This window comes from Pseudomonas sp. ES4 (assembly GCF_050586665.1).
Taxonomy (GTDB): domain Bacteria; phylum Pseudomonadota; class Gammaproteobacteria; order Pseudomonadales; family Pseudomonadaceae; genus Aquipseudomonas; species Aquipseudomonas frederiksbergensis.
The window spans coordinates 14,691-32,282 of sequence record NZ_JBOBDO010000038.1 but is presented as its reverse complement, the minus strand read 5'-3'; the positions used below and the strand labels follow the sequence as shown (position 1 = coordinate 32,282).

Below are 17,592 nucleotides of genomic sequence, written 5' to 3'. Positions count from 1 at the left end.
CGCAGGCTTCGCCAGCTGCTACAGGTTTTGTGTGATGGCTTATTTGATTGAACGAATAAAGAAAGCCGAATTGCGGCCGTTACAGTGCAAAGTCTCAGATAAATATCGAATAAGGACGTCTCCATGTCGCTCAGACAACTTTCCATTCAATGGAAAATCACCCTGCTGGCCGGGCTGTGCCTGGCCGGCATCGTGACCCTGCTGGTGGGTCTTTCGCTGTATCGCATGGAGCAAAGCTCCGAGATGGTGAAAGCCTCCAGCATGGAGATGCTCACCGAGGCAGCCCAGGCCCGGATCGAATCCCAGGGTGAAAACCAGGCGCTGGGGATTCGCCAGCAGTTCATGGACGCCTATCAATACGGCCACGGTTTTTCGCGTCAGGTGCTGTTCCTGCGCGATCAGGCCGAGAAGCGCTTCCTCGATGCCTTTGACCTGCGTGAGGACCTGACGCGTCAGGTCAAGTCGGCCCTGCAAGCCAACCCCGACTTGCTCGGCCTCTCGCTGGTGTTCGAAGCCAACGCGCTGGACGGCAAGGACGATCTGTTCGCCGGCCAGGCCGAGCTGGGCAGCAACGACAAGGGCCGTTTCGCGCTCTATTGGTCGCAACCTGTGCCTGGCAAGGTGACGTCGATGGCGCTACCGGAAAGCGACATGGCCGACACCACCACCGGCCCGAGCGGCGAACCGGCCAACGCCTGGTTCACCTGCCCGCGCACGACCCTCAAGCCCTGCGTGATCGAACCTTACTTCTACGTGATCGACGGCCACAACGTGCTGATGACCAGCATCGTTTTCCCGCTGATGGTCAACGGCAAGGTCATCGCGTCGCTGTCGGTGGACATCAACCTCAACAGCCTGCAAGCCATCAGCCAGGGCGCGAGCAAAAAGCTCTATGACGGCCAGACCAACGTCAGCATCATCAGCCCGGTCGGTTTGCTGGCCGGTTACAGCCCGGACGCCAGCAAACTCAGCCAGCGCCTGGACGCCGTGGACAAAACCAACGGTGCCGAGCTGATCCGCATGCTCGCCGCCAGCAGCAAGACCGAAAGCCTGCACGGCAATCAACAGCTCAAAGTGCTGTCGCCGTTCCAGCCGATTCCCGGTGGCAAGTCCTGGGGCGTGTTGCTCGAGGTGCCGGAGAAAGTTTTGGTCGGCCCCGCCGAAGCGTTGAAAAAGCAACTCGATGAAAGCAACACCGCCGGCACCCTGATCGAACTCGGCCTGGGTGTACTGGCCGCATTGATTGGCCTGTTGCTGGTGTGGTTGATGGCCCGCAGCGTGACCAAACCGATTTTGGGTGTGGCGCAGATGCTCGAAGACATTGCCAGCGGCGAAGGCGACCTGACCCGCCGCCTGGCCTACGACAAAAAGGACGAACTCGGCCAATTGGCCGGCTGGTTCAACCGCTTCCTCGACAAGCTGCAACCGATCATTGCCGAGGTCAAACGCTCGGTGCAGGACGCGCGCAACACGGCGGATCAGTCGTCCGCCATCGCCACCCAGACCAGCGCCGGCATGGAGCAGCAATACCGTCAGGTGGATCAGGTCGCGACCGCTTCCCACGAAATGAGCGCCACCGCCCAGGATGTCGCGCGCAGTGCAGCGCAAGCGGCACAGGCTGCGCGGGACGCGGATCAGGCCACCCGTCGCGGTCTGACCGTGATCGACCGCACCACCGCCAGCATCGACAACCTCGCCGCCGACATGAGCGCGGCGATGGTGCAAGTCGAAGGCCTGGCGGCCAACAGCGAGAAGATCGGTTCGGTGCTGGAAGTGATTCGCGCCATCGCCGAGCAGACCAACCTGCTGGCGCTGAACGCCGCCATCGAGGCCGCTCGTGCCGGTGAAGCCGGGCGTGGTTTTGCCGTCGTGGCCGATGAAGTGCGCAACCTGGCACGCCGGACCCAGGAGTCCGTCGAAGAAACCCGCCTGGTGATCGAGCAGTTGCAGAGTGGCACTCAGGACGTGGTCGGCTCGATGAACAGCAGCCATCGTCAGGCTCAGGGCAGTGTCGAACAGGTCGGTCAGGCGGTGACGGCGCTGCGGCAGATTGGTGAGGCGGTGACGGTGATCAGCGACATGAACTTGCAGATCGCCAGTGCTGCGGAAGAGCAAAGTGCCGTGGCCGAGGAGATCAACAACAACGTGGCGACGATTCGGGATGTGACAGAGTCGCTGTCGGGACAGGCAAATGAATCGGCGCGGGTGAGTCAGTCACTCAATAGCCTGGCGAATCAGCAGCAGAGCTTGATGGATCAGTTCAGGGTTTGACCTGACGCCGATCGTTCCCACGCTCCGCGTGGGAATGCCGCCAGGGACGCTCCGCGTTCCGCTTTGGGATGTGACGCAGAGCGTCACGGGATGCATTCCCACGCGGAGCGTGGGAACGATCATCGACGAGGTAATTCGATTACAACCTTCAACCCGCCCCACTCACTCTCCTCCAGCCGCAACACCCCGCCCCACGTATCGACGATGTCCCGCACAATCCCCAATCCCAACCCATGCCCATCCGTTTGTTCATCAAGCCGAGTACCCCGGCCGAACACCTGATCGCGCTGGTTTTCAGGAATCCCCGGCCCATCGTCTTCCACGCTTAACTCAAACCCTTCGGCCGTCTCGACCACGCTCAACCGAACCTCGGCATCTGCCCATTTGCAGGCGTTGTCCAGCAGGTTACCAAGCAGTTCGAGCAAATCTTCGCGATCCCAAGGCAGTTGCAACCCCTTCGGCGCCCTATAGCTGAGGTCCAGATGCTCGCCATGAATCATGTTCAAGGTCGCCAGTAACCCAGGCAATTCGGCATCGCAATCAAACAGCGCCCCCGGCAACGCATCGCCGGATAACCGTGCACGATTGAGTTCGCGATTGAGTCGCTGCTGGACTTGTTCCAGCTGCGCCTTAATAACCTTGCGCAGTTCTGGCTGCGCATCGAGCTTCTCGCTTGAGGCCAGGCTCAACAACACCGCCAGCGGGGTTTTCAAGGCGTGGCCGAGGTTGCCCAGCGCATTGCGCGAACGCTTGAGGCTGTCTTCGGTGTGCGCCAGCAAATGGTTGATCTGCGCCACCAGCGGCTCAAGCTCTACCGGCACCTGATCATCGAGTTGCGAGCGCTGGCCTTGCTGCAACTGGGCGATCTGCTCACGGGCCTTTTCCAGCGGGCGCAAGGCGCGGCGCACGGTGATGCGTTGCAGCAGCAGAATCAGCAGCAGCCCCGCCAAACCAAGCCCCAGACCGACTTGCTGCATGCGCCGGAAACTCTCGCGCACTGGCGTGTAATCCTGGGCCACGCTGATCGAAATCGATTGGCCGAGCCGTCGATAGTCTGAACGCAGCACCAGCAATTGCTGGCCTTCCGGCCCCAATTGCAGGTTGCTGTGCAGGCCGGCATGGTCGAGGCGCGGCAGTTCCTGATCCCACAGCGAACGGGAACGCCAATGCTTGTCGGCAAAATCGATGCGGAAATAATGCCCGGAAAACGGTCGCTGATAGGCCGGCGACAGGTGTCGCTCATCCAGCTGTAAACCCTGCGGCCCACGCACCAGCGCCACCAGCAGGTTTTCGCTGTCGTTGCGCAGCCCGGCTTCGAGGTAGCGATGCAAACCCATTTCGAACAGCCACAGGCTGGTCTGCGCCAGCACCAGGCCGACGATCACCATCACGCTGATCAACCCCAGGCTCAAGCGGCGCTGGATCGACCTCACTGGGCTTGCCCGCCGAACAGGTAACCCTGGCCGCGACGGGTTTCGATGACGCTGCGCCCGAGTTTGCGCCGCAGGTGGTTGACGTGGACTTCGAGCACGTTGGAGTCGCGCTCGGTTTCACCGTCGTAGAGGTGTTCGGCGAGGTGGCTTTTGGAAAGAATCTGCTCGGGGTGCAGCATGAAATAACGCAGCAGGCGAAATTCAGCGGCGGTCAGCTGGATGTCGGCGCCGTCGCGGGTCACGCATTGGCGGCCTTCGTCCAGGTGCAGCCCGGCGGCCTTGAGCGTCGGCTGGTTGGCATGGCCATGGGAACGGCGCAACAGCGCCTGGACGCGTAAGTGCAGTTCTTCGGGGTGGAAGGGTTTGGTCAGGTAATCGTCGGCGCCGGCCTTGAGGCCTTCGATCCGTTCGGCCCAGGAATCACGGGCGGTGAGGATCAGCACGGGCGTCGACAGGCCAGCGGCCCGCCATTGCGTCAGCACGTCGAGCCCTGGCAAACCCGGCAGGCCGAGGTCGAGGATGATCAGGTCATAGGGCTCGCTGCTGCCCTGATACACAGCGTCGCGACCGTCGGCCAGCCAGTCCACGGCGTAACCCTGACGGTTGAGGCCGGCCATCAGTTCATCGGCCAGCGGCACATGGTCTTCCACCAGGAGCAAACGCATCGATCAATCTTCCTTGTCTTTCAGTAACTGGCCGGTAATGGCGTCGAGGTCCAGTTCGCGGACCACACCTTCGCTGGTCAGCAATTCGACTTCATAAATGTAGACGTCGTGTTTCTCTTCAAGCTCGGCTTCCAGCAATTTGGCCCCGGGATAGCGGTCCAGCGCTTGCTGCAACAGCTGCTCCAGCGGCAGGATCACGCCCTGTTGGCGCAGGCGCAGGGCCTCGTCCTGATCCAGGTCGCGAGCCATGACCACCGAGCAAAAAGCCAGAAGCACCAGGGCCATTCGACCTCTGGCGCATAGATTTACGTTCATTACGTATCCTGATGATCCTTGAGAACCTGCCCGCTGACGGCGTCCAATTCCAGATCCCACTCGATACCCTGAGGGTCACGCATTTCCACCTGATAGATGTACTTGCCGTACTCTTCTTCCAGCTCGGTTTCGGTGATGGTGGCACCCGGGTGTTTGGTCAGGGCGGTAGCGTTGAGTTTCTCGAAAGACACAATGGTACCAGCGTCGCGCAGTCTCAGGGCTTCGTCGGGTCCGAGGTCGCGAGCGTGGGCGATGCTGGCGGTCATGCCGATGATCGACGCGGTGAACAGGGCAGTCAGGGTTTTCATGGGGTGTCTCCGTGTTTTTTATGTGTTGCCTACGGAGTGCACCTTAACGGGGCGAACTTAACTGAAACTGAATTGCCATCATTAGTGATGACAACGCGACATCACCGGCATACACAAAACCCTGTAGGAGCGAGCCTGCTCGCGATAGCGGTGGGTCAGCCAATACTAATACCGACTGATACACCGCTATCGCGAGCAGGCTCGCTCCCACAGTGGGCTGGTGGCGTTGCCTGACCTGTTTATAATCCCCCGCCTGCCAACATTGAGACCGGTATGACCGCCATCCACATCAAGTTCCCTTCCCTGACCCTCAAGGCCGGTCCTCGCGCCTTGGCGCGCATCCGTGAAAACGGTTTGAGCCCCGCCGATGTCGGCACACTGCCGGGTGCCGCCGGTGGTCCCAAGGCGTTGGGGATTCAAGGCCTGGATTTGGCGTTGTTCGGCGAATGGCTGCCGGCGGCACCGCGGGAGCGCTCGTTGATCGGTGCGTCGGTGGGTTCCTGGCGCTTCGCCAGCGCGTGTCTGCCGGATGCCGCCGAAGGTATCCGCCGCCTCGGTCATCTCTACACCGAGCAGAACTTCGCCAAGGGCGTGACCATGGCGCAGATCAGCCAGAGCTCCCGGCGCATGCTCGATGAGCTACTCGACGGCCGCGATGCGTCGATTCTGGACAACGCCCATTACCGCCTGAACATCATGGTGGTCAAAAGCCACGGCCTGCTGGCCGACGATCATCGCGGCCGACTGGGGTTGGGCCTGTCATCGGTGATCGCCGACAACCTGCGCGGTCGGGCACGGTTGTCGCGGCATTTCGAGCGGCTGATCATTCACGATCCGCGCCTGGCACCGCCGGTCAATGCGCTCAACGACTTCCCCTCGCGCTTCGTTGCGCTGGAGGCCGGCAACCTGCGCCAGGCCTTGCTCGCGTCGGGCTCGATCCCGATGGTAATGGAAGGCGTACGTGATTTACCGGGTGCCGGTGCCGGGACGTTTCGCGATGGCGGTCTGCTGGACTATCACCTCGACCTGCCCTACAGCGGCAACGACATCGTGCTCTATCCGCATTTCACCGACCGGGTGATTCCCGGCTGGTTCGACAAGACCCTGCCGTGGCGCCGCGCGTGTCCTGCGCGCTTGCAGGATGTCTTGTTGCTGGCGCCGTCGAAGGATTACCTGGCGCGCCTGCCCTACGGCAAACTCCCGGACCGCAACGACTTCAAACGCTTCATGGGCGATGCCCCGAGCCGGCAGAAATACTGGCGCACGACGATGGATGAAAGCCGTCGCATGGGCGATGAGTTCCTCGAACTGGCTGCCAGCGGTCGCCTTGGGGAACGCTTGCTGACCCTTTAGTCAGTGTTTTCCCGCAACGCCAAACGCAAACTGTTAAACTCGCCGCCTGCCCACATCGCCACGGCGATCGCCACCTGACAGAGCTGAAATCACTTTGGAAATCTTCAAGGAATTTACCTTCGAATCCGCCCACCGCCTGCCCCACGTGCCGGAAGGCCACAAGTGCGGCCGCCTGCACGGTCACTCGTTCAAAGTGGCGATCCACCTGAGCGGCGACCTCGATCCGCACACGGGCTGGATCCGTGATTTCTCGGAAATCAAGGCGATCTTCAAGCCGCTCTATGAGCGCCTGGACCACAACTACCTGAATGACATTCCTGGCCTGGAAAACCCGACCAGTGAAGTGCTGGCCAAGTTCATCTGGAAGGAATTGAAGCCACTGCTGCCGGAACTCAGCGCGATCCGCATCCACGAGACGTGCACCAGCGGCTGCATCTATCACGGCGAGTAAGCTGATTTAAAAGACAACAAAATCCCTGTGGGAGCGAACCGGCTCCGGGCGGCTCACTCCCACAGTGAACTGCGTTTCGTCAGTGAATATAAAAACAGCCTTCATCGGCTGTTTTTTTATGCCTATGCTTTTTGGCTTCCCCACGCCAAGAGGACACCCCCAATGACTGACTGGCCGCTGCCTCAGACCTATCGCTTCAACGGGCGATCCGTTCGTTACGCCGTAAGGGGCGACGGTCCGCCGTTGGTGTTCGTGCATGGCACGCCTTTTTCTTCTTACGTGTGGCACCGGATTGCGCCGCACTTCATCACCACCCATCGGGTGCATTACTTTGACCTGCTGGGTTATGGGCTATCGGAGAAAATCGAGGGCGATGTGTCGCTGGGCGTGCAGAACGACCTGCTGGCTCATTTGCTCGATCACTGGGGCCTGGAACGGCCAGACGTGGTCGCTCACGACTTCGGCGGCGCCACCGCATTGCGTGCTCACCTGCTGAACGGCAAGGATTACCGCAGCCTGACGCTGATTGATCCCGTGGCGCTGACGCCCTGGGGTTCGCCGTTTGTGCAGCATGTGCGCCAGCATGAGGCGGCGTTCAGCGGCCTGCCCGATTACATTCAGCGGGTGATCGTGCCGGCCTATATACGCGGGGCAATCAAGCGCGAGATTCCTGATCATGAACTCGCGCCTTACGTGCAGCCGTGGCTCGGCGATCCGGGACAAGCGGCGTTCTATCGACAGATCGCACAGATGGACGAGCGCTATACCCGTGAGGCCGAAGGGCTGTACCCGACGATTCGTTGTCCGGTGCAGATTCTGTGGGGGGAAGACGATCAGTGGATTCCCATCGAGCGTGGGCAGGCGTTGCATCAGATGATCCCTGGGTCGCGGTTTCAGGCGATTGCGAATGCCGGGCATCTGGTTCAGGAAGATGCGCCGGAAGCGATCGTCGCAGCGCTCCTGCGGTTTTTACCTTCGGCTGATTGATGATCGTTCCCACGCTCCGCGTGGGAATGCAGCCCGGGACGCTCCGCGTCCCTGCCGAAGCGGACGCGGAGCGTCCATTGAGGCATTCCCACGCAGAGCGTGGGAACGATCAATGGCAGTGTTCCAACTTGCATCACTGCCGCACCGCTATCGAGCCTTCCTCAAGCCAAATCCCCCCGCTCGGCTATAAATAACTACACCACCGCACGCTTGGCACGACCACTGCAACACACCCCCGCGTCACTCATTCAGCAAGGAACGCCCCATGACGCAGAACGATCCCGGCAACGATTACCCCCTCAGCGAAGTCCCGATGCATGCCCGCAAGGGCCTGGCCTCAACGGCCATGGTCCTGCTGGGTTTCACCTTTTTTACCGCGACCATGTTTGCCGGCGGCAAGCTGGGTGTGGCGTTCAGCTTCGGCGAGATGATGGCGGTGATCGTCGTCGGCAACCTGCTGCTGGGGATTTACGCCGCCGGCCTGGGTTACATCGCCTTCAAGAGCGGTCTGAATTCGGTGCTGATGGGACGTTTTTGCTTCGGTGAAGTGGGCAGCAAGCTCAGCGATCTGATCCTCGGCTTTACCCAGATCGGCTGGTACGCCTGGGGCACCGCCACTGCCGCCGTGGTGCTGGGCAAGTATTTCGAATTGAGCGAGGGCACCGTTCTGGGGCTGATGGTGCTGTTCGGCCTGCTGTTTTGCGCGACCGCGTATGTCGGTTATCGCGGGCTGGAGATTCTGTCGTACATCGCCGTACCGGCGATGATGTTGCTGCTGATGCTGTCGATGTGGGTGGCCACGGTGAAGGTCGGCGGGCTCGACGGTTTGCTCGCAGTAGTCCCGACGGGAACACTGGATTGGTCGACCGCGATTACCCTGGTGTTCGGCACCTTCGTCAGCGGTGCAACCCAGGCGACCAACTGGACGCGCTTCTCCCGCTCGGCACGCGTCGCGGTGCTGGCGAGCCTGATCGGCTTTTTCATCGGCAACGGCCTGATGGTGTTGATCGGTGCCTATGGCGCCATCGTCTACCAGCAACCGGACGTGGTCGAAGTGTTGCTGTTGCAAGGCTTCGCCATGGCGGCGATGGCGATGTTGCTGCTCAATATCTGGAGCACCCAGGACAACACCATCTACAACTTCGCCGTCGCCGGTTGCAACCTGCTGCGCACCGGCCGTCGCAAAACCGTGACCCTGGCGGGCGCGGTGATCGGCACATTGCTGGCATTGCTGGGCATGTACGATCTGCTGGTGCCCTACCTGATTTTGCTGGGCACCGTGATTCCGCCGATTGGCGGCGTGATCATGGCGGACTTCTTCTACCGCTATCGTGGTCAATATCCACGTCTGGCCGACGCCCGGTTGCCGGCGTTCAACTGGTCTGGCTTGGCCGCTTACGCAGTCGGCACCGTGGCTGCGTTCAGTTCACCGTGGGTCGCGCCGCTGGTAGGGATTGCCGCAGCCGCGTTAACGTATGTAGTACTGACCGGCGTGCTGGGTGCCCGTACTGCCGACGCACCATTACAAGATCTATAAAAGGATTCACCTGATGCACATCATCAACGCCCGCCTGCGCAACCAAGATGGCCTGCATGAGTTGCACCTGGAAAACGGCCTGATCAGCAACATCGCCCGACAAACCGAAGCCCCGACCCTGGGGCCCGATGATCTGGACGCCGGCGGCAACCTGGTGGTGCCACCCTTCGTCGAGCCACACATCCACCTCGACGCCACACTCACCGCCGGCGAACCGCGCTGGAACATGAGCGGCACGCTGTTCGAAGGCATCGAGTGCTGGGGCGAGCGCAAGGTGACCATCACCGAAGAGGACACCAAAACCCGCGCGAAGAAAACCATCCAGACCCTCGCTGCCCACGGCATCCAGCACGTGCGCACCCACGTCGACGTCACCGACCCGCAGCTCACCGCGCTCAAGGCGATGCTCGAAGTGCGTGAGGAAAGCCGTCACCTGATCGACATGCAAATCGTTGCGTTCCCGCAGGAAGGCATCGAGTCATACCGCAACGGTCGGGACCTGATGGAAGAAGCGATCCGCATGGGCGCCGATGTGGTCGGCGGCATTCCGCATTTCGAGTACACCCGCGATCAAGGCGTGAGCTCAGTGAAATTCCTGATGGACCTGGCTGAGCGCACCGGTTGCCTGGTGGACGTGCATTGCGATGAAACCGACGACCCGCATTCACGCTTTCTTGAGGTGCTGGCTGAAGAAGCCCGCAGCCGCGACATGGGCTCGCGGGTCACCGCCAGCCACACCACGGCCATGGGCTCTTACGACAACGCTTACTGCGCCAAACTGTTTCGCCTGCTCGGGCATTCAGGGATCAGTTTTGTCTCCTGCCCCACCGAAAGCATTCACCTGCAAGGGCGCTTCGACAACTTCCCGAAACGCCGTGGCGTGACCCGAGTGAATGAGTTGCTGGAAGCGGGCATGAACGTGTGTTTCGGCCAGGATTCGATCGTCGATCCGTGGTATCCGCTGGGCAACGGCAATATCTTGCGGGTGCTCGAAGCCGGCCTGCACATCTGCCACATGCTCGGTTACCGCAACCTGCAAAGCGCGCTGGACCTGGTCACCGACAACAGTGCCAAGGCCATGAACCTGGGTGATCGTTATGGACTGGAACGCGGGCGACCAGCGAATTTGCTGATTCTATCGGCGGACAGCGATTACGAAGTGATCCGCAGCCAGGGCCTGCCGCTTTATTCGGTGCGCGATGGCAAGGTGTTGATGAAGCGGCAGATGCCGGTGGTGGAGTTCTTCGGCGATCAGAGCTGAGATTTGCGTTGGCTGGGCTGACGCCTTCGCGAGCAGGCTCGCGAAGGCAATCTTGAATTCAATCCATCAACCGCGCCGTGCCGAACAACCTGACCCGACTCAACTCACCCTGCTCTTCCTCCAGAAGAATCGGCGCCGTACCGCCAGGCATGACCACCTTCACCTCCCCGGCACTGACCCACCCCACCCGCCACGCCGCGCAAGCCACCGCACTGGCGCTGGTACCCGACGACGCTGTCGGCCCCTCTCCGCGCTCGAATACCCGCGCGACGATTCGCCCTTCAGACTCAAGCATCGCCCATTGCAGATTCACGCCAGCAGCACACGGCTCTCCTGTCCCGGCCGGCATGGCGTAAGCGATACGCGTCAGCCCTTCGGACAACTCCGGTTCGCGCATTTGCTCATTGCTTGGTAATGCATCGGCGCTCTCCAAAAGCGTCACGCAATGCGGATTGCCGATACGCACGAACTGGCTGCGCGACCAGGAGAAATCAAGCGCCGACAACGCCTGCACATGGCTGACATCGCGATCGTTCAACAGCACGTCATCAACCCCTTTTGCCCCCACCGCGTCAGGCCCGAACGAGGGTTTTCCCAAATCCAGCCAGAACCCTTTCACACCCTCGACCTCAGTCGGTTTCACCGAAGTACCCACTGGCGAAACCGCATCAGCCTTGTCGTGATGAACCCTGAGCAAACAAACCTCGTCCCCCGGCAGCCGCCCTTGCTCACTCAGGGCCTGAGAGAAAATCGTCAGCCCGTTGCCACTGCGCTCGGCCAGGGTGCCGTCGGTGTTGACGATCAGCAGGTCAAACGGTGGCGAGTCTTGAAACGGCCCGATCAGCAAGCCATCGCAACGATGATCCTTGCTACCCGGCGGTTGTGTACCGGGTGCCCAGCCACAAAAAGCCTCGATAGCCGAAACCGCCCATGCCGCGCGGGTTTGCGCAGCGCGACTGGCCTGCGCGGGTAAATCCATACCTGCCCGGCGCACGGCGTCAGGCGCCACAACCGCATAGATATTGCCTCGAGCATCGTAGAACGGCGTCATGGTTCGGTCCTGAAGTCAGCCAGAAAGTGCCTGAAAAATGCATCAACGCTATTTCAACCGTCAATCTTTCCCTTCATCGAATAAAGCCTGAGGGGGATGGTCCATATCGCCTCCAACCGGACAATGGCGGCACTTGCGCTCGCGGCAGAGGGTCACGCTGTGCAACGATGGCGCCCTGCCTGACTGCCAATCCCGCGGACTGGATATCGAACCCTTACAGGTCGATCACTGTCCCTTGGGTACGCGACGCTTTTGCCAAGGATTGATATGACCAACCTCAACACCCAAACCGCATTTGTTCCCGGACGCCTGGAGCAGATGTCCACGCGCATCGCCTTTTTCATCGCCGGTTTCGGCATCGCTGCGTGGGCACCGCTGGTGCCTTATGCCAAGGCTCGGGCCGGGCTGGATGAAGGGACGCTCGGTTTGCTGCTGTTGTGCCTGGGGGTGGGGTCGATTCTGGCGATGCCGTTGGCGGGGCTTTTGGCCACGCGTTTCGGTTGTCGCCGGGTGGTGAGCGCCGGGGTATTGCTGATCTGCGCGGCCCTGCCGCTGCTGGCGACGGTGACGTCGATTCCGGCGTTGATTGCTGCGTTGTTCATGTTCGGCGCGGGGCTGGGTACGGTGGATTCGACGGTGAACCTGCAAGCGGTGATCGTCGAACGGGCCAGCGGCAAGACCATGATGTCGGGCTTCCATGGGCTGTTCAGCCTCGGCGGGATAGTCGGTGCGGCGGGCGTCAGCGCCCTGCTCGGCTTCGGGGTTTCACCGCTGGGAGCAACGCTGGTAGTGATCGTGATGCTGCTGATCGCCCTGGCCAAGGCCGCGCCGCACCTCTTGCCTTACGGCAGCGAAAGTTCGGGGCCGGCGTTTGCCGTTCCCCATGGCATCGTGCTGTTCATCGGCGGGATGTGTTTCATCGTGTTCCTCGCCGAAGGTGCGGCGCTCGACTGGAGCGCGGTGTTCCTGGCGCAGGAACGCGGGATCGACACCGCTTATGCGGGACTGGGTTACGCGGCGTTTGCGCTGACCATGACCGTCGGACGGTTGACCGGTGACTCGATCGTGCGTCGTCTCGGCGCCACGCGGGTGATTGTGTTCGGTGGGTTGACGGCCGCAGCGGGTCTGTTTGTAGCAACCTTCGCCCCGAGCTGGGAAGCGGCGCTGGTGGGTTATGCAATGTTGGGAGCGGGTTGTTCGAACATTGTGCCGGTGCTGTACACCGCCGTGGGCAAACAGACGGTGATGCCCGAAAGCGTCGCCGTACCGGCCATTACCACACTGGGTTATGCGGGGATTCTTGCGGGGCCTGCGTTGATCGGGTTTATCGCCCATGGCAGCAGTTTGAGTTTTGCCTTCGGGTTGATGGCGGTGTTGCTGGTGGCGGTGGCTATTGGCGGAAAGGTGTTGAAAGTCTAAAAGCATCGCGAGCAGGCTCACTCCCACAGGAATCGTCGGTGCACACACTGTCTGTGTTCGACGCCGATCAAGTGTGGGAGCGAGCCTGCTCGCGATGAAGTCACCTCGGTCTCAGAACCCGACGCTAGCCTGCACAAACACCGACTTTCAGGTTCGAAAGCGTCGCGCCGAAGTCATAACCGCCGCGTACGTTCCAGGTGACGTAACCCGGAATGTCGCCGTACTGGCCGTCCGCAGTGCCTTCGGTGATGTAGTTGCCGCTGAAACTGCCATCAGCGTTCACCGCCACGCCCGGCGAACGCTGCTTGGACTGGGCAAAGGCATCGAGGTTATAGGTCCAGCGGTCGATGTCGTAACGCAGACCGGCGGTCGCCACCTGACGCGAGTAGAACGGCAGGTCACGGCCCTTGAAGCCCGGGATCTCGCCTTCATAAACGGCGCGCGTGTAGGTGAAGCCGGCATTGGCGGTCAGGCCATCGAGCCGTGGGTCCAGCGCCGCCATGTCGTAATGCACCGAGGCTTCAAGACCCTGGTGCGTGGTCGCGCCGAGGTTGGTCCAGCCCGCATCGTTGCTGATGTATTGCAGCTCTTTATCGAAGTCGATGTAGAACAGCGTCACTTCCCCGCCCCACACATCATTGTTGTAGCGCGTGCCGACCTCGTAGGTCTTGGCCTTTTCCGGTTCCAGGCCATTGGCGGGTTCGTCACCCGAGCCACCCTGGCCGAGCTGGAAATACTGCAGGCTGCCGAACGAGGTTTCGTAGTTGGCAAACAGCTTCCACTCTTCCGACACGTGATACATCACGCTCAGGGCCGGCAGCGGCTCGTTGCTTTCGATGCTGCGGTTCTTTTCCGGCACCGGTCTGCCAGCGGTGTCGAGCACCGGGCGGTCGTGCCAGTCGGTGCTGATGTGTTCAAAGCGGATGCCGGGGGTGATGGTCCAGTTACCGACGTCGATTTTGTTATCGACGTACACCGAGTTGGCTTCAGTGCCGCCGGTGCGGTCCTGATACACATGGCCGTCCGAGCTCCTGGTCGCGACCGGCTCGTTGTTGACCAGCGCCAGGCGGCTCGCCTCTTCGTGCATGCCTTCCTTGAGGTAGCGATAACCGACACTGACTTCCTGGGTGGTCGGGCCGACATCGAACACACGGGACACCCGCGGTTCAATCCCGAAGGTGTAGTAAGTACGCGGGAACGAGCCGAGGGTTTTCTGATCGCGAGCGGCGATGTTGCTGCCACGGAAGCTGTCGGAATAGTAAGTCAGCACTTCGGCCTGGGTGCGGTCGTCGATCTGCCGTACCCACTTGAACGAGACGTCCTTGCGGCGGCCGCTGAAGTTGTCGTTGTTGCGGTCGGACTGGTACGGATCGGCGTCGTACTGCGCCTGGGTCAGGCCGCCGGGCATGTCGGCGCTGGCGTCGTAGTAGTGAAAGTTGAGGCTGAAATCGTCGACATCGGTGGGTGCCCAGTGGGTCTTGAGGATCACGTCGTCGATGTCGTTGCCGTTGTTGCGTTCACGGTAACCGTTGCCGTTCACGCCCGAGTACAGCAGCGCCATGCCGATGCCGTTGTCCGCGGTGCCGCCGAGAAACGCTGTGTCGATGTGCTTCCAGCCACCGTGCTGGGAGGTTTCCAGGGTCGAGCCGATTTCACCGGTGGCTTTTTCCGGAATCGCGCGGGTAACGAAGTTGATCACGCCGCCGACGTTCTGCGGCCCGTAACGCACGGACCCGGCGCCACGAACCACGTCGATGCTGTCGAGGTTGCCGGAGGAAATCGGCGCCATGGACAATTGCGGTTGGCCGTACGGGGCAAACGCTGCCGGCACGCCGTCAATCAACACGGTGGAGCGTGGCGACAGGCGTGAAGTCAGGCCGCGCACCCCGACGTTCAGGGAGATGTCGCTGCCGCCGGTGCCGTTGGCGTCCTGCACTTGCACACCGGGCACGCGCTTCAGCACGTCGCCGACGTTCATTGCGCCCTGCTCGACCATCGCCTCACGGCGAATCACCGTGCGGGCGCCGGGATGGTTCTGCACCACGGCGGCATCGGCGTCACCGAGCCAGTTGCCGACCACCTTGATGTCGGTCACGCCCAGTTCCAAAGGGCCGTTGGCAGCCGAAGTCGGAGCCGGCATCAACGTGACCGAACCTTCGTCGATCTGGTATTGCAAGCCGCTGCCTTGCAGCAGTTGGCGCAACGCGTCTTCCGGCGAAAGGTTGCCGTCCACTGCAGGGGCCTGTTTGCCGGCGACCAGCTCAGGGCTGAAAAACACCTGCAGCGAGGTTTGCTGGCCCAGTTCACTCAGGGCCTGACCCAGGGGTTGCGCCGGGATGCGGATCGCCTCGGCGGCAAAAGCCTGGGGCAGTGCCGCAGTGACAGCCAGGGCGAGAGCGAGGCGTAACCAAGGTGATTTATTGTTTTTAGCGGTGGATTTTTTCACGTCGAACGTAGTCCTGTGGATCGCAAGAGTGTGCGCCTGTTAATGCAAACCAGTTGCAGTTGGACAGGAAGACGATCAACTCGAAAAAAACCTGAATTTATTTTGAAATTATTTCCTGACTGCCGTCATCGAGGGTGCGCACGGCCACCGGCAGAATGCTCGGCAAGGCCTTGAGCAGTGCGTCGGTGTTGTCGGATTTGAACACGCTGGTCAGACGCAGATTGCCCACTTTGTCGTTGCCGACGGTGAGCGGCTTCTCTCGATAGCGCGAAACCTCCTCGGCGACGTCGCTGAGCCTGGCGTTGCTGAACACCAGTTTGCCGCTGCGCCAGGCGGTCAGCTCGGCAGGATTGACCGCGTAGGCTGCGGCCACTTTGCCTTGGGCATCGATGTGCGTGCCGAGGCCGGCCGTGAGGCTGATGAAATCGCTGTCCGCCGCAGCGTGCCCCTGAACCTTGACGGTGCCCTGCTCCACCACGACCCGGGTTTGGACGGTGTCGCGGCGCACATCAAAACGGGTGCCGGTGACCGTGACCTTGCCGCTGCCCGCCTCGACCACAAAGGGCCGGCGGGCGTCGTGCTCGACGCTGAACATCGCTTCGCCCTGCGTCAGCTCGATGCGGCGGCGGTCGTTCTCATAGCGCACCTCAACGCGGCTGCGGCTGTTCAAGTCGATCACCGAACCGTCCGGCAACGCCACATGACGTCGCTCGCCCAGGGCCGTGGAAAATTCGGCGGTGTAGATCGCCGGGTGATTCAAACCGCTGAACAACCCCAGGCCGAGCGCGACGGCCAACACGCTGGCCGCCACCGCATAACGCACCAGCGGGCGACGCTTGCTGCGCACCGGCGGGGTTTCGCACAAGGCTTGCAGACGCGCCGCCGGCAGCAAATCAGCCGCCGCCCACAAGCCCTGGAGCAACTGGAATTCGTCGCGATGCTGAGGGTGTTCGTCCAGCCAGGCGTCGAAATGCCGGTACTCTTCGACACTGATCGCAGGTTCCTGCAAACGCACAAACCACCGCGCCGCATCGTCGCGAACCGTTGTTTGCCCGCACGCACAATCACGAGTATCCATCATGGAAGTTCCTGTTTGGCTGGGGATGAAAAGGCACCGCCGATCATGGCTGCAATCCGTCAAGGCGGTCGCGCAGATGCCGCAGCGTGCGGATCATATACTTTTCCACCATGTTCTTGGACAGCCCCAGGCGTTCGGCGATTTCGGCCTGGGTCAGGCCTTCGATCTTCTGCCAGACAAACACTTTGCGGCAGTTGACCGGCAACTCGGTGAGCGCCCGTTCAATGGAGTCAGCCAACTGGATCGCCTGCATGAAATGCTCCGGGTCGCCGGACGACGACACACTGTGATCGATCGCCTCCGACTCCATGGCGCTCCGCCGATCCTCCCGCCGATAACCATCCACGGCGATGTTGCGCGCGGTCTGGTGCAAATACGCCCGAGGTTGTGCGACCGCCGCCGAATCAGACTCAAGCACCCTCACGAAGGTGTCGTGGGCCAGGTCCTCGGCCTGCTGACGATTTCTCAGGCGACGGGTCCAGGTCCCGACCAACTCTTCGTAATGCTCGAAAAAGCCGTGTCTGCGGGGCAGCTTGGGGGTCATTGCGATGTGCTGTGAAGACGGGGCGTGAATAGTAATGCTTCCTATTAACCGGAAGCAACGGGATTAACCCGCCGCAGGAACCGGCCGTCGGAGCCGCTCAGTCAAGGAACGGCACCGACCGTAGCAGCTGACAAAGCCTGCTACGGATCGGGTTACGGCTTAATTGATCGGCACTACCTGTTTTCCTGCACGGAAACCTGCCCCTGCAACCGTCGTCCAACGACATCCAGCAAATCACAGCCATCGCGCAATGAAGTCACCAACACCCGCGCCAGCTCACTGTGGACACCCTCGCCAAACGCAAAGCTCTCCAGCAGTTGCGTTGCGGTACGAATGCGGTAGGCCGCCGTTTCATGCAACACATCCAGGGGTGCTTCAGTGTCGATCAGCAATGATGGGACGTTGCAGTCGACGCCGGTAACGGGCATGTATCGATCCATGACAAAAAACCTCCATTGGGAAAAGGCACACGA

General features: G+C 61.3%; 15 protein-coding genes and 2 pseudogenes. 8 read left to right on the top strand and 9 right to left on the bottom strand.

Annotated features, from left to right (window positions below; translation table 11 throughout):
* Nucleotides 1-123: 123 nt before the first annotated feature.
* A pseudogene (locus tag ACQ4OB_RS26660) lies at nt 124-1,413 on the top strand (HAMP domain-containing protein); the annotation flags it as partial.
* A gap of 102 nt (nt 1,414-1,515) precedes the next feature.
* A complete protein-coding gene (locus ACQ4OB_RS26655) occupies nt 1,516-2,271 on the top strand; it encodes a methyl-accepting chemotaxis protein (RefSeq protein ID WP_371916924.1) in 756 nt (251 codons plus the stop codon).
* Between the two features lie 119 nt (nt 2,272-2,390).
* Here the strand turns inward: ACQ4OB_RS26655 and ACQ4OB_RS26650 are convergent, their stop codons facing one another.
* Genes ACQ4OB_RS26650 through ACQ4OB_RS26635 form a run of 4 tightly spaced genes read right to left on the bottom strand, consistent with a single transcriptional unit; the run spans nt 2,391 to nt 4,992 of the window.
* Nucleotides 2,391-3,704, bottom strand: coding sequence for a sensor histidine kinase (locus ACQ4OB_RS26650; protein ID WP_076028069.1), 1,314 nt, complete (start codon nt 3,702-3,704; stop codon nt 2,391-2,393).
* Complete coding sequence (locus ACQ4OB_RS26645; protein WP_008152159.1) at nt 3,701-4,369, bottom strand: response regulator transcription factor; 669 nt, start codon at nt 4,367-4,369, stop codon at nt 3,701-3,703. Before ACQ4OB_RS26645 ends, ACQ4OB_RS26650 begins: the two co-directional genes overlap by 4 nt.
* Nucleotides 4,370-4,372: 3 nt before the next feature.
* Nucleotides 4,373-4,684, bottom strand: a complete 312-nt coding sequence (locus ACQ4OB_RS26640; RefSeq protein ID WP_074878568.1) for a PepSY domain-containing protein — start codon at nt 4,682-4,684, stop codon at nt 4,373-4,375.
* Entirely contained in the window at nt 4,684-4,992 is a 309-nt protein-coding gene (locus ACQ4OB_RS26635) for a PepSY domain-containing protein (protein ID WP_074878570.1), read from the bottom strand. Before ACQ4OB_RS26635 ends, ACQ4OB_RS26640 begins: the two co-directional genes overlap by 1 nt.
* Before the next feature lie 273 nt (nt 4,993-5,265).
* Here ACQ4OB_RS26635 and ACQ4OB_RS26630 point away from each other — a divergent pair, with 273 nt between their 5' ends.
* The 5 genes from ACQ4OB_RS26630 to codA all read left to right on the top strand — a co-directional run bounded on the left by ACQ4OB_RS26630 (nt 5,266) and on the right by codA (nt 10,581).
* The gene (locus ACQ4OB_RS26630; protein ID WP_430956775.1) at nt 5,266-6,345 is read left to right on the top strand and encodes a patatin-like phospholipase family protein; all 1,080 of its coding nucleotides are present in this window, start codon (nt 5,266-5,268) and stop codon (nt 6,343-6,345) included.
* A 94-nt stretch (nt 6,346-6,439) separates the two neighbouring features.
* Nucleotides 6,440-6,796 (top strand): 6-carboxytetrahydropterin synthase QueD, encoded by a 357-nt coding sequence (queD, locus tag ACQ4OB_RS26625; RefSeq protein ID WP_008152165.1) that lies wholly within the window; start codon nt 6,440-6,442, stop codon nt 6,794-6,796.
* Nucleotides 6,797-6,958: 162 nt separating this feature from the next.
* Entirely contained in the window at nt 6,959-7,783 is an 825-nt protein-coding gene (locus ACQ4OB_RS26620) for an alpha/beta fold hydrolase (RefSeq protein WP_076028071.1), read from the top strand.
* Between the two features lie 265 nt (nt 7,784-8,048).
* Nucleotides 8,049-9,320: a cytosine permease gene (gene codB / locus ACQ4OB_RS26615; RefSeq protein WP_430956774.1), complete on the top strand. Its 1,272-nt coding sequence runs from the start codon at nt 8,049-8,051 to the stop codon at nt 9,318-9,320.
* Nucleotides 9,321-9,333: 13 nt separating this feature from the next.
* A complete protein-coding gene (gene codA / locus ACQ4OB_RS26610; RefSeq protein WP_074878579.1) occupies nt 9,334-10,581 on the top strand; it encodes a cytosine deaminase in 1,248 nt (415 codons plus the stop codon).
* 58 nt (nt 10,582-10,639) lie between these two features.
* Here codA and ACQ4OB_RS26605 read toward each other — a convergent pair whose 3' ends face one another.
* The gene (locus tag ACQ4OB_RS26605) at nt 10,640-11,632 is read right to left on the bottom strand and encodes a diaminopimelate epimerase (RefSeq protein WP_430956773.1); all 993 of its coding nucleotides are present in this window, start codon (nt 11,630-11,632) and stop codon (nt 10,640-10,642) included.
* Between the two features lie 267 nt (nt 11,633-11,899).
* Here ACQ4OB_RS26605 and ACQ4OB_RS26600 point away from each other — a divergent pair, with 267 nt between their 5' ends.
* Nucleotides 11,900-13,051 (top strand): MFS transporter, encoded by a 1,152-nt coding sequence (locus ACQ4OB_RS26600; RefSeq protein ID WP_102616738.1) that lies wholly within the window; start codon nt 11,900-11,902, stop codon nt 13,049-13,051.
* 139 nt (nt 13,052-13,190) lie between these two features.
* On the opposite strand, the pseudogene ACQ4OB_RS26595 reads toward ACQ4OB_RS26600, so the two are convergent.
* From ACQ4OB_RS26595 to ACQ4OB_RS26580, 4 genes and pseudogenes are all read right to left on the bottom strand, one after another.
* Nucleotides 13,191-15,497 (bottom strand): annotated as a pseudogene (locus ACQ4OB_RS26595) (TonB-dependent siderophore receptor); the annotation flags it as partial.
* A 97-nt stretch (nt 15,498-15,594) separates the two neighbouring features.
* The gene (locus ACQ4OB_RS26590) at nt 15,595-16,578 is read right to left on the bottom strand and encodes a FecR family protein (RefSeq protein ID WP_430956772.1); all 984 of its coding nucleotides are present in this window, start codon (nt 16,576-16,578) and stop codon (nt 15,595-15,597) included.
* 40 nt (nt 16,579-16,618) lie between these two features.
* On the bottom strand, nt 16,619-17,119 hold the full coding sequence (locus ACQ4OB_RS26585) for a sigma-70 family RNA polymerase sigma factor (protein ID WP_076028078.1): 501 nt from the start codon (nt 17,117-17,119) through the stop codon (nt 16,619-16,621).
* Between the two features lie 173 nt (nt 17,120-17,292).
* Nucleotides 17,293-17,559, bottom strand: a complete 267-nt coding sequence (locus ACQ4OB_RS26580; RefSeq protein WP_074878600.1) for a hypothetical protein — start codon at nt 17,557-17,559, stop codon at nt 17,293-17,295.
* Nucleotides 17,560-17,592: the final 33 nt, after the last annotated feature.

Bases quoted from the DNA above. Each gene is read 5' to 3' on its own strand.
- ACQ4OB_RS26655 (WP_371916924.1), top strand. From the start codon at position 1,516: ATGGAGCAGCAATACCGTCAGGTGGATCAGGTCGCGACCGCTTCCCAC.
- ACQ4OB_RS26645 (WP_008152159.1), bottom strand. From the start codon at position 4,369: ATGCGTTTGCTCCTGGTGGAAGACCATGTGCCGCTGGCCGATGAACTG.
- ACQ4OB_RS26640 (WP_074878568.1), bottom strand. From the start codon at position 4,684: ATGAACGTAAATCTATGCGCCAGAGGTCGAATGGCCCTGGTGCTTCTG.
- ACQ4OB_RS26635 (WP_074878570.1), bottom strand. From the start codon at position 4,992: ATGAAAACCCTGACTGCCCTGTTCACCGCGTCGATCATCGGCATGACC.
- ACQ4OB_RS26630 (WP_430956775.1), top strand. From the start codon at position 5,266: ATGACCGCCATCCACATCAAGTTCCCTTCCCTGACCCTCAAGGCCGGT.
- ACQ4OB_RS26620 (WP_076028071.1), top strand. From the start codon at position 6,959: ATGACTGACTGGCCGCTGCCTCAGACCTATCGCTTCAACGGGCGATCC.
- codB (WP_430956774.1), top strand. From the start codon at position 8,049: ATGACGCAGAACGATCCCGGCAACGATTACCCCCTCAGCGAAGTCCCG.
- codA (WP_074878579.1), top strand. From the start codon at position 9,334: ATGCACATCATCAACGCCCGCCTGCGCAACCAAGATGGCCTGCATGAG.
- ACQ4OB_RS26605 (WP_430956773.1), bottom strand. From the start codon at position 11,632: ATGACGCCGTTCTACGATGCTCGAGGCAATATCTATGCGGTTGTGGCG.
- ACQ4OB_RS26600 (WP_102616738.1), top strand. From the start codon at position 11,900: ATGACCAACCTCAACACCCAAACCGCATTTGTTCCCGGACGCCTGGAG.
- ACQ4OB_RS26590 (WP_430956772.1), bottom strand. From the start codon at position 16,578: ATGATGGATACTCGTGATTGTGCGTGCGGGCAAACAACGGTTCGCGAC.
- ACQ4OB_RS26585 (WP_076028078.1), bottom strand. From the start codon at position 17,119: ATGACCCCCAAGCTGCCCCGCAGACACGGCTTTTTCGAGCATTACGAA.
- ACQ4OB_RS26580 (WP_074878600.1), bottom strand. From the start codon at position 17,559: ATGGATCGATACATGCCCGTTACCGGCGTCGACTGCAACGTCCCATCA.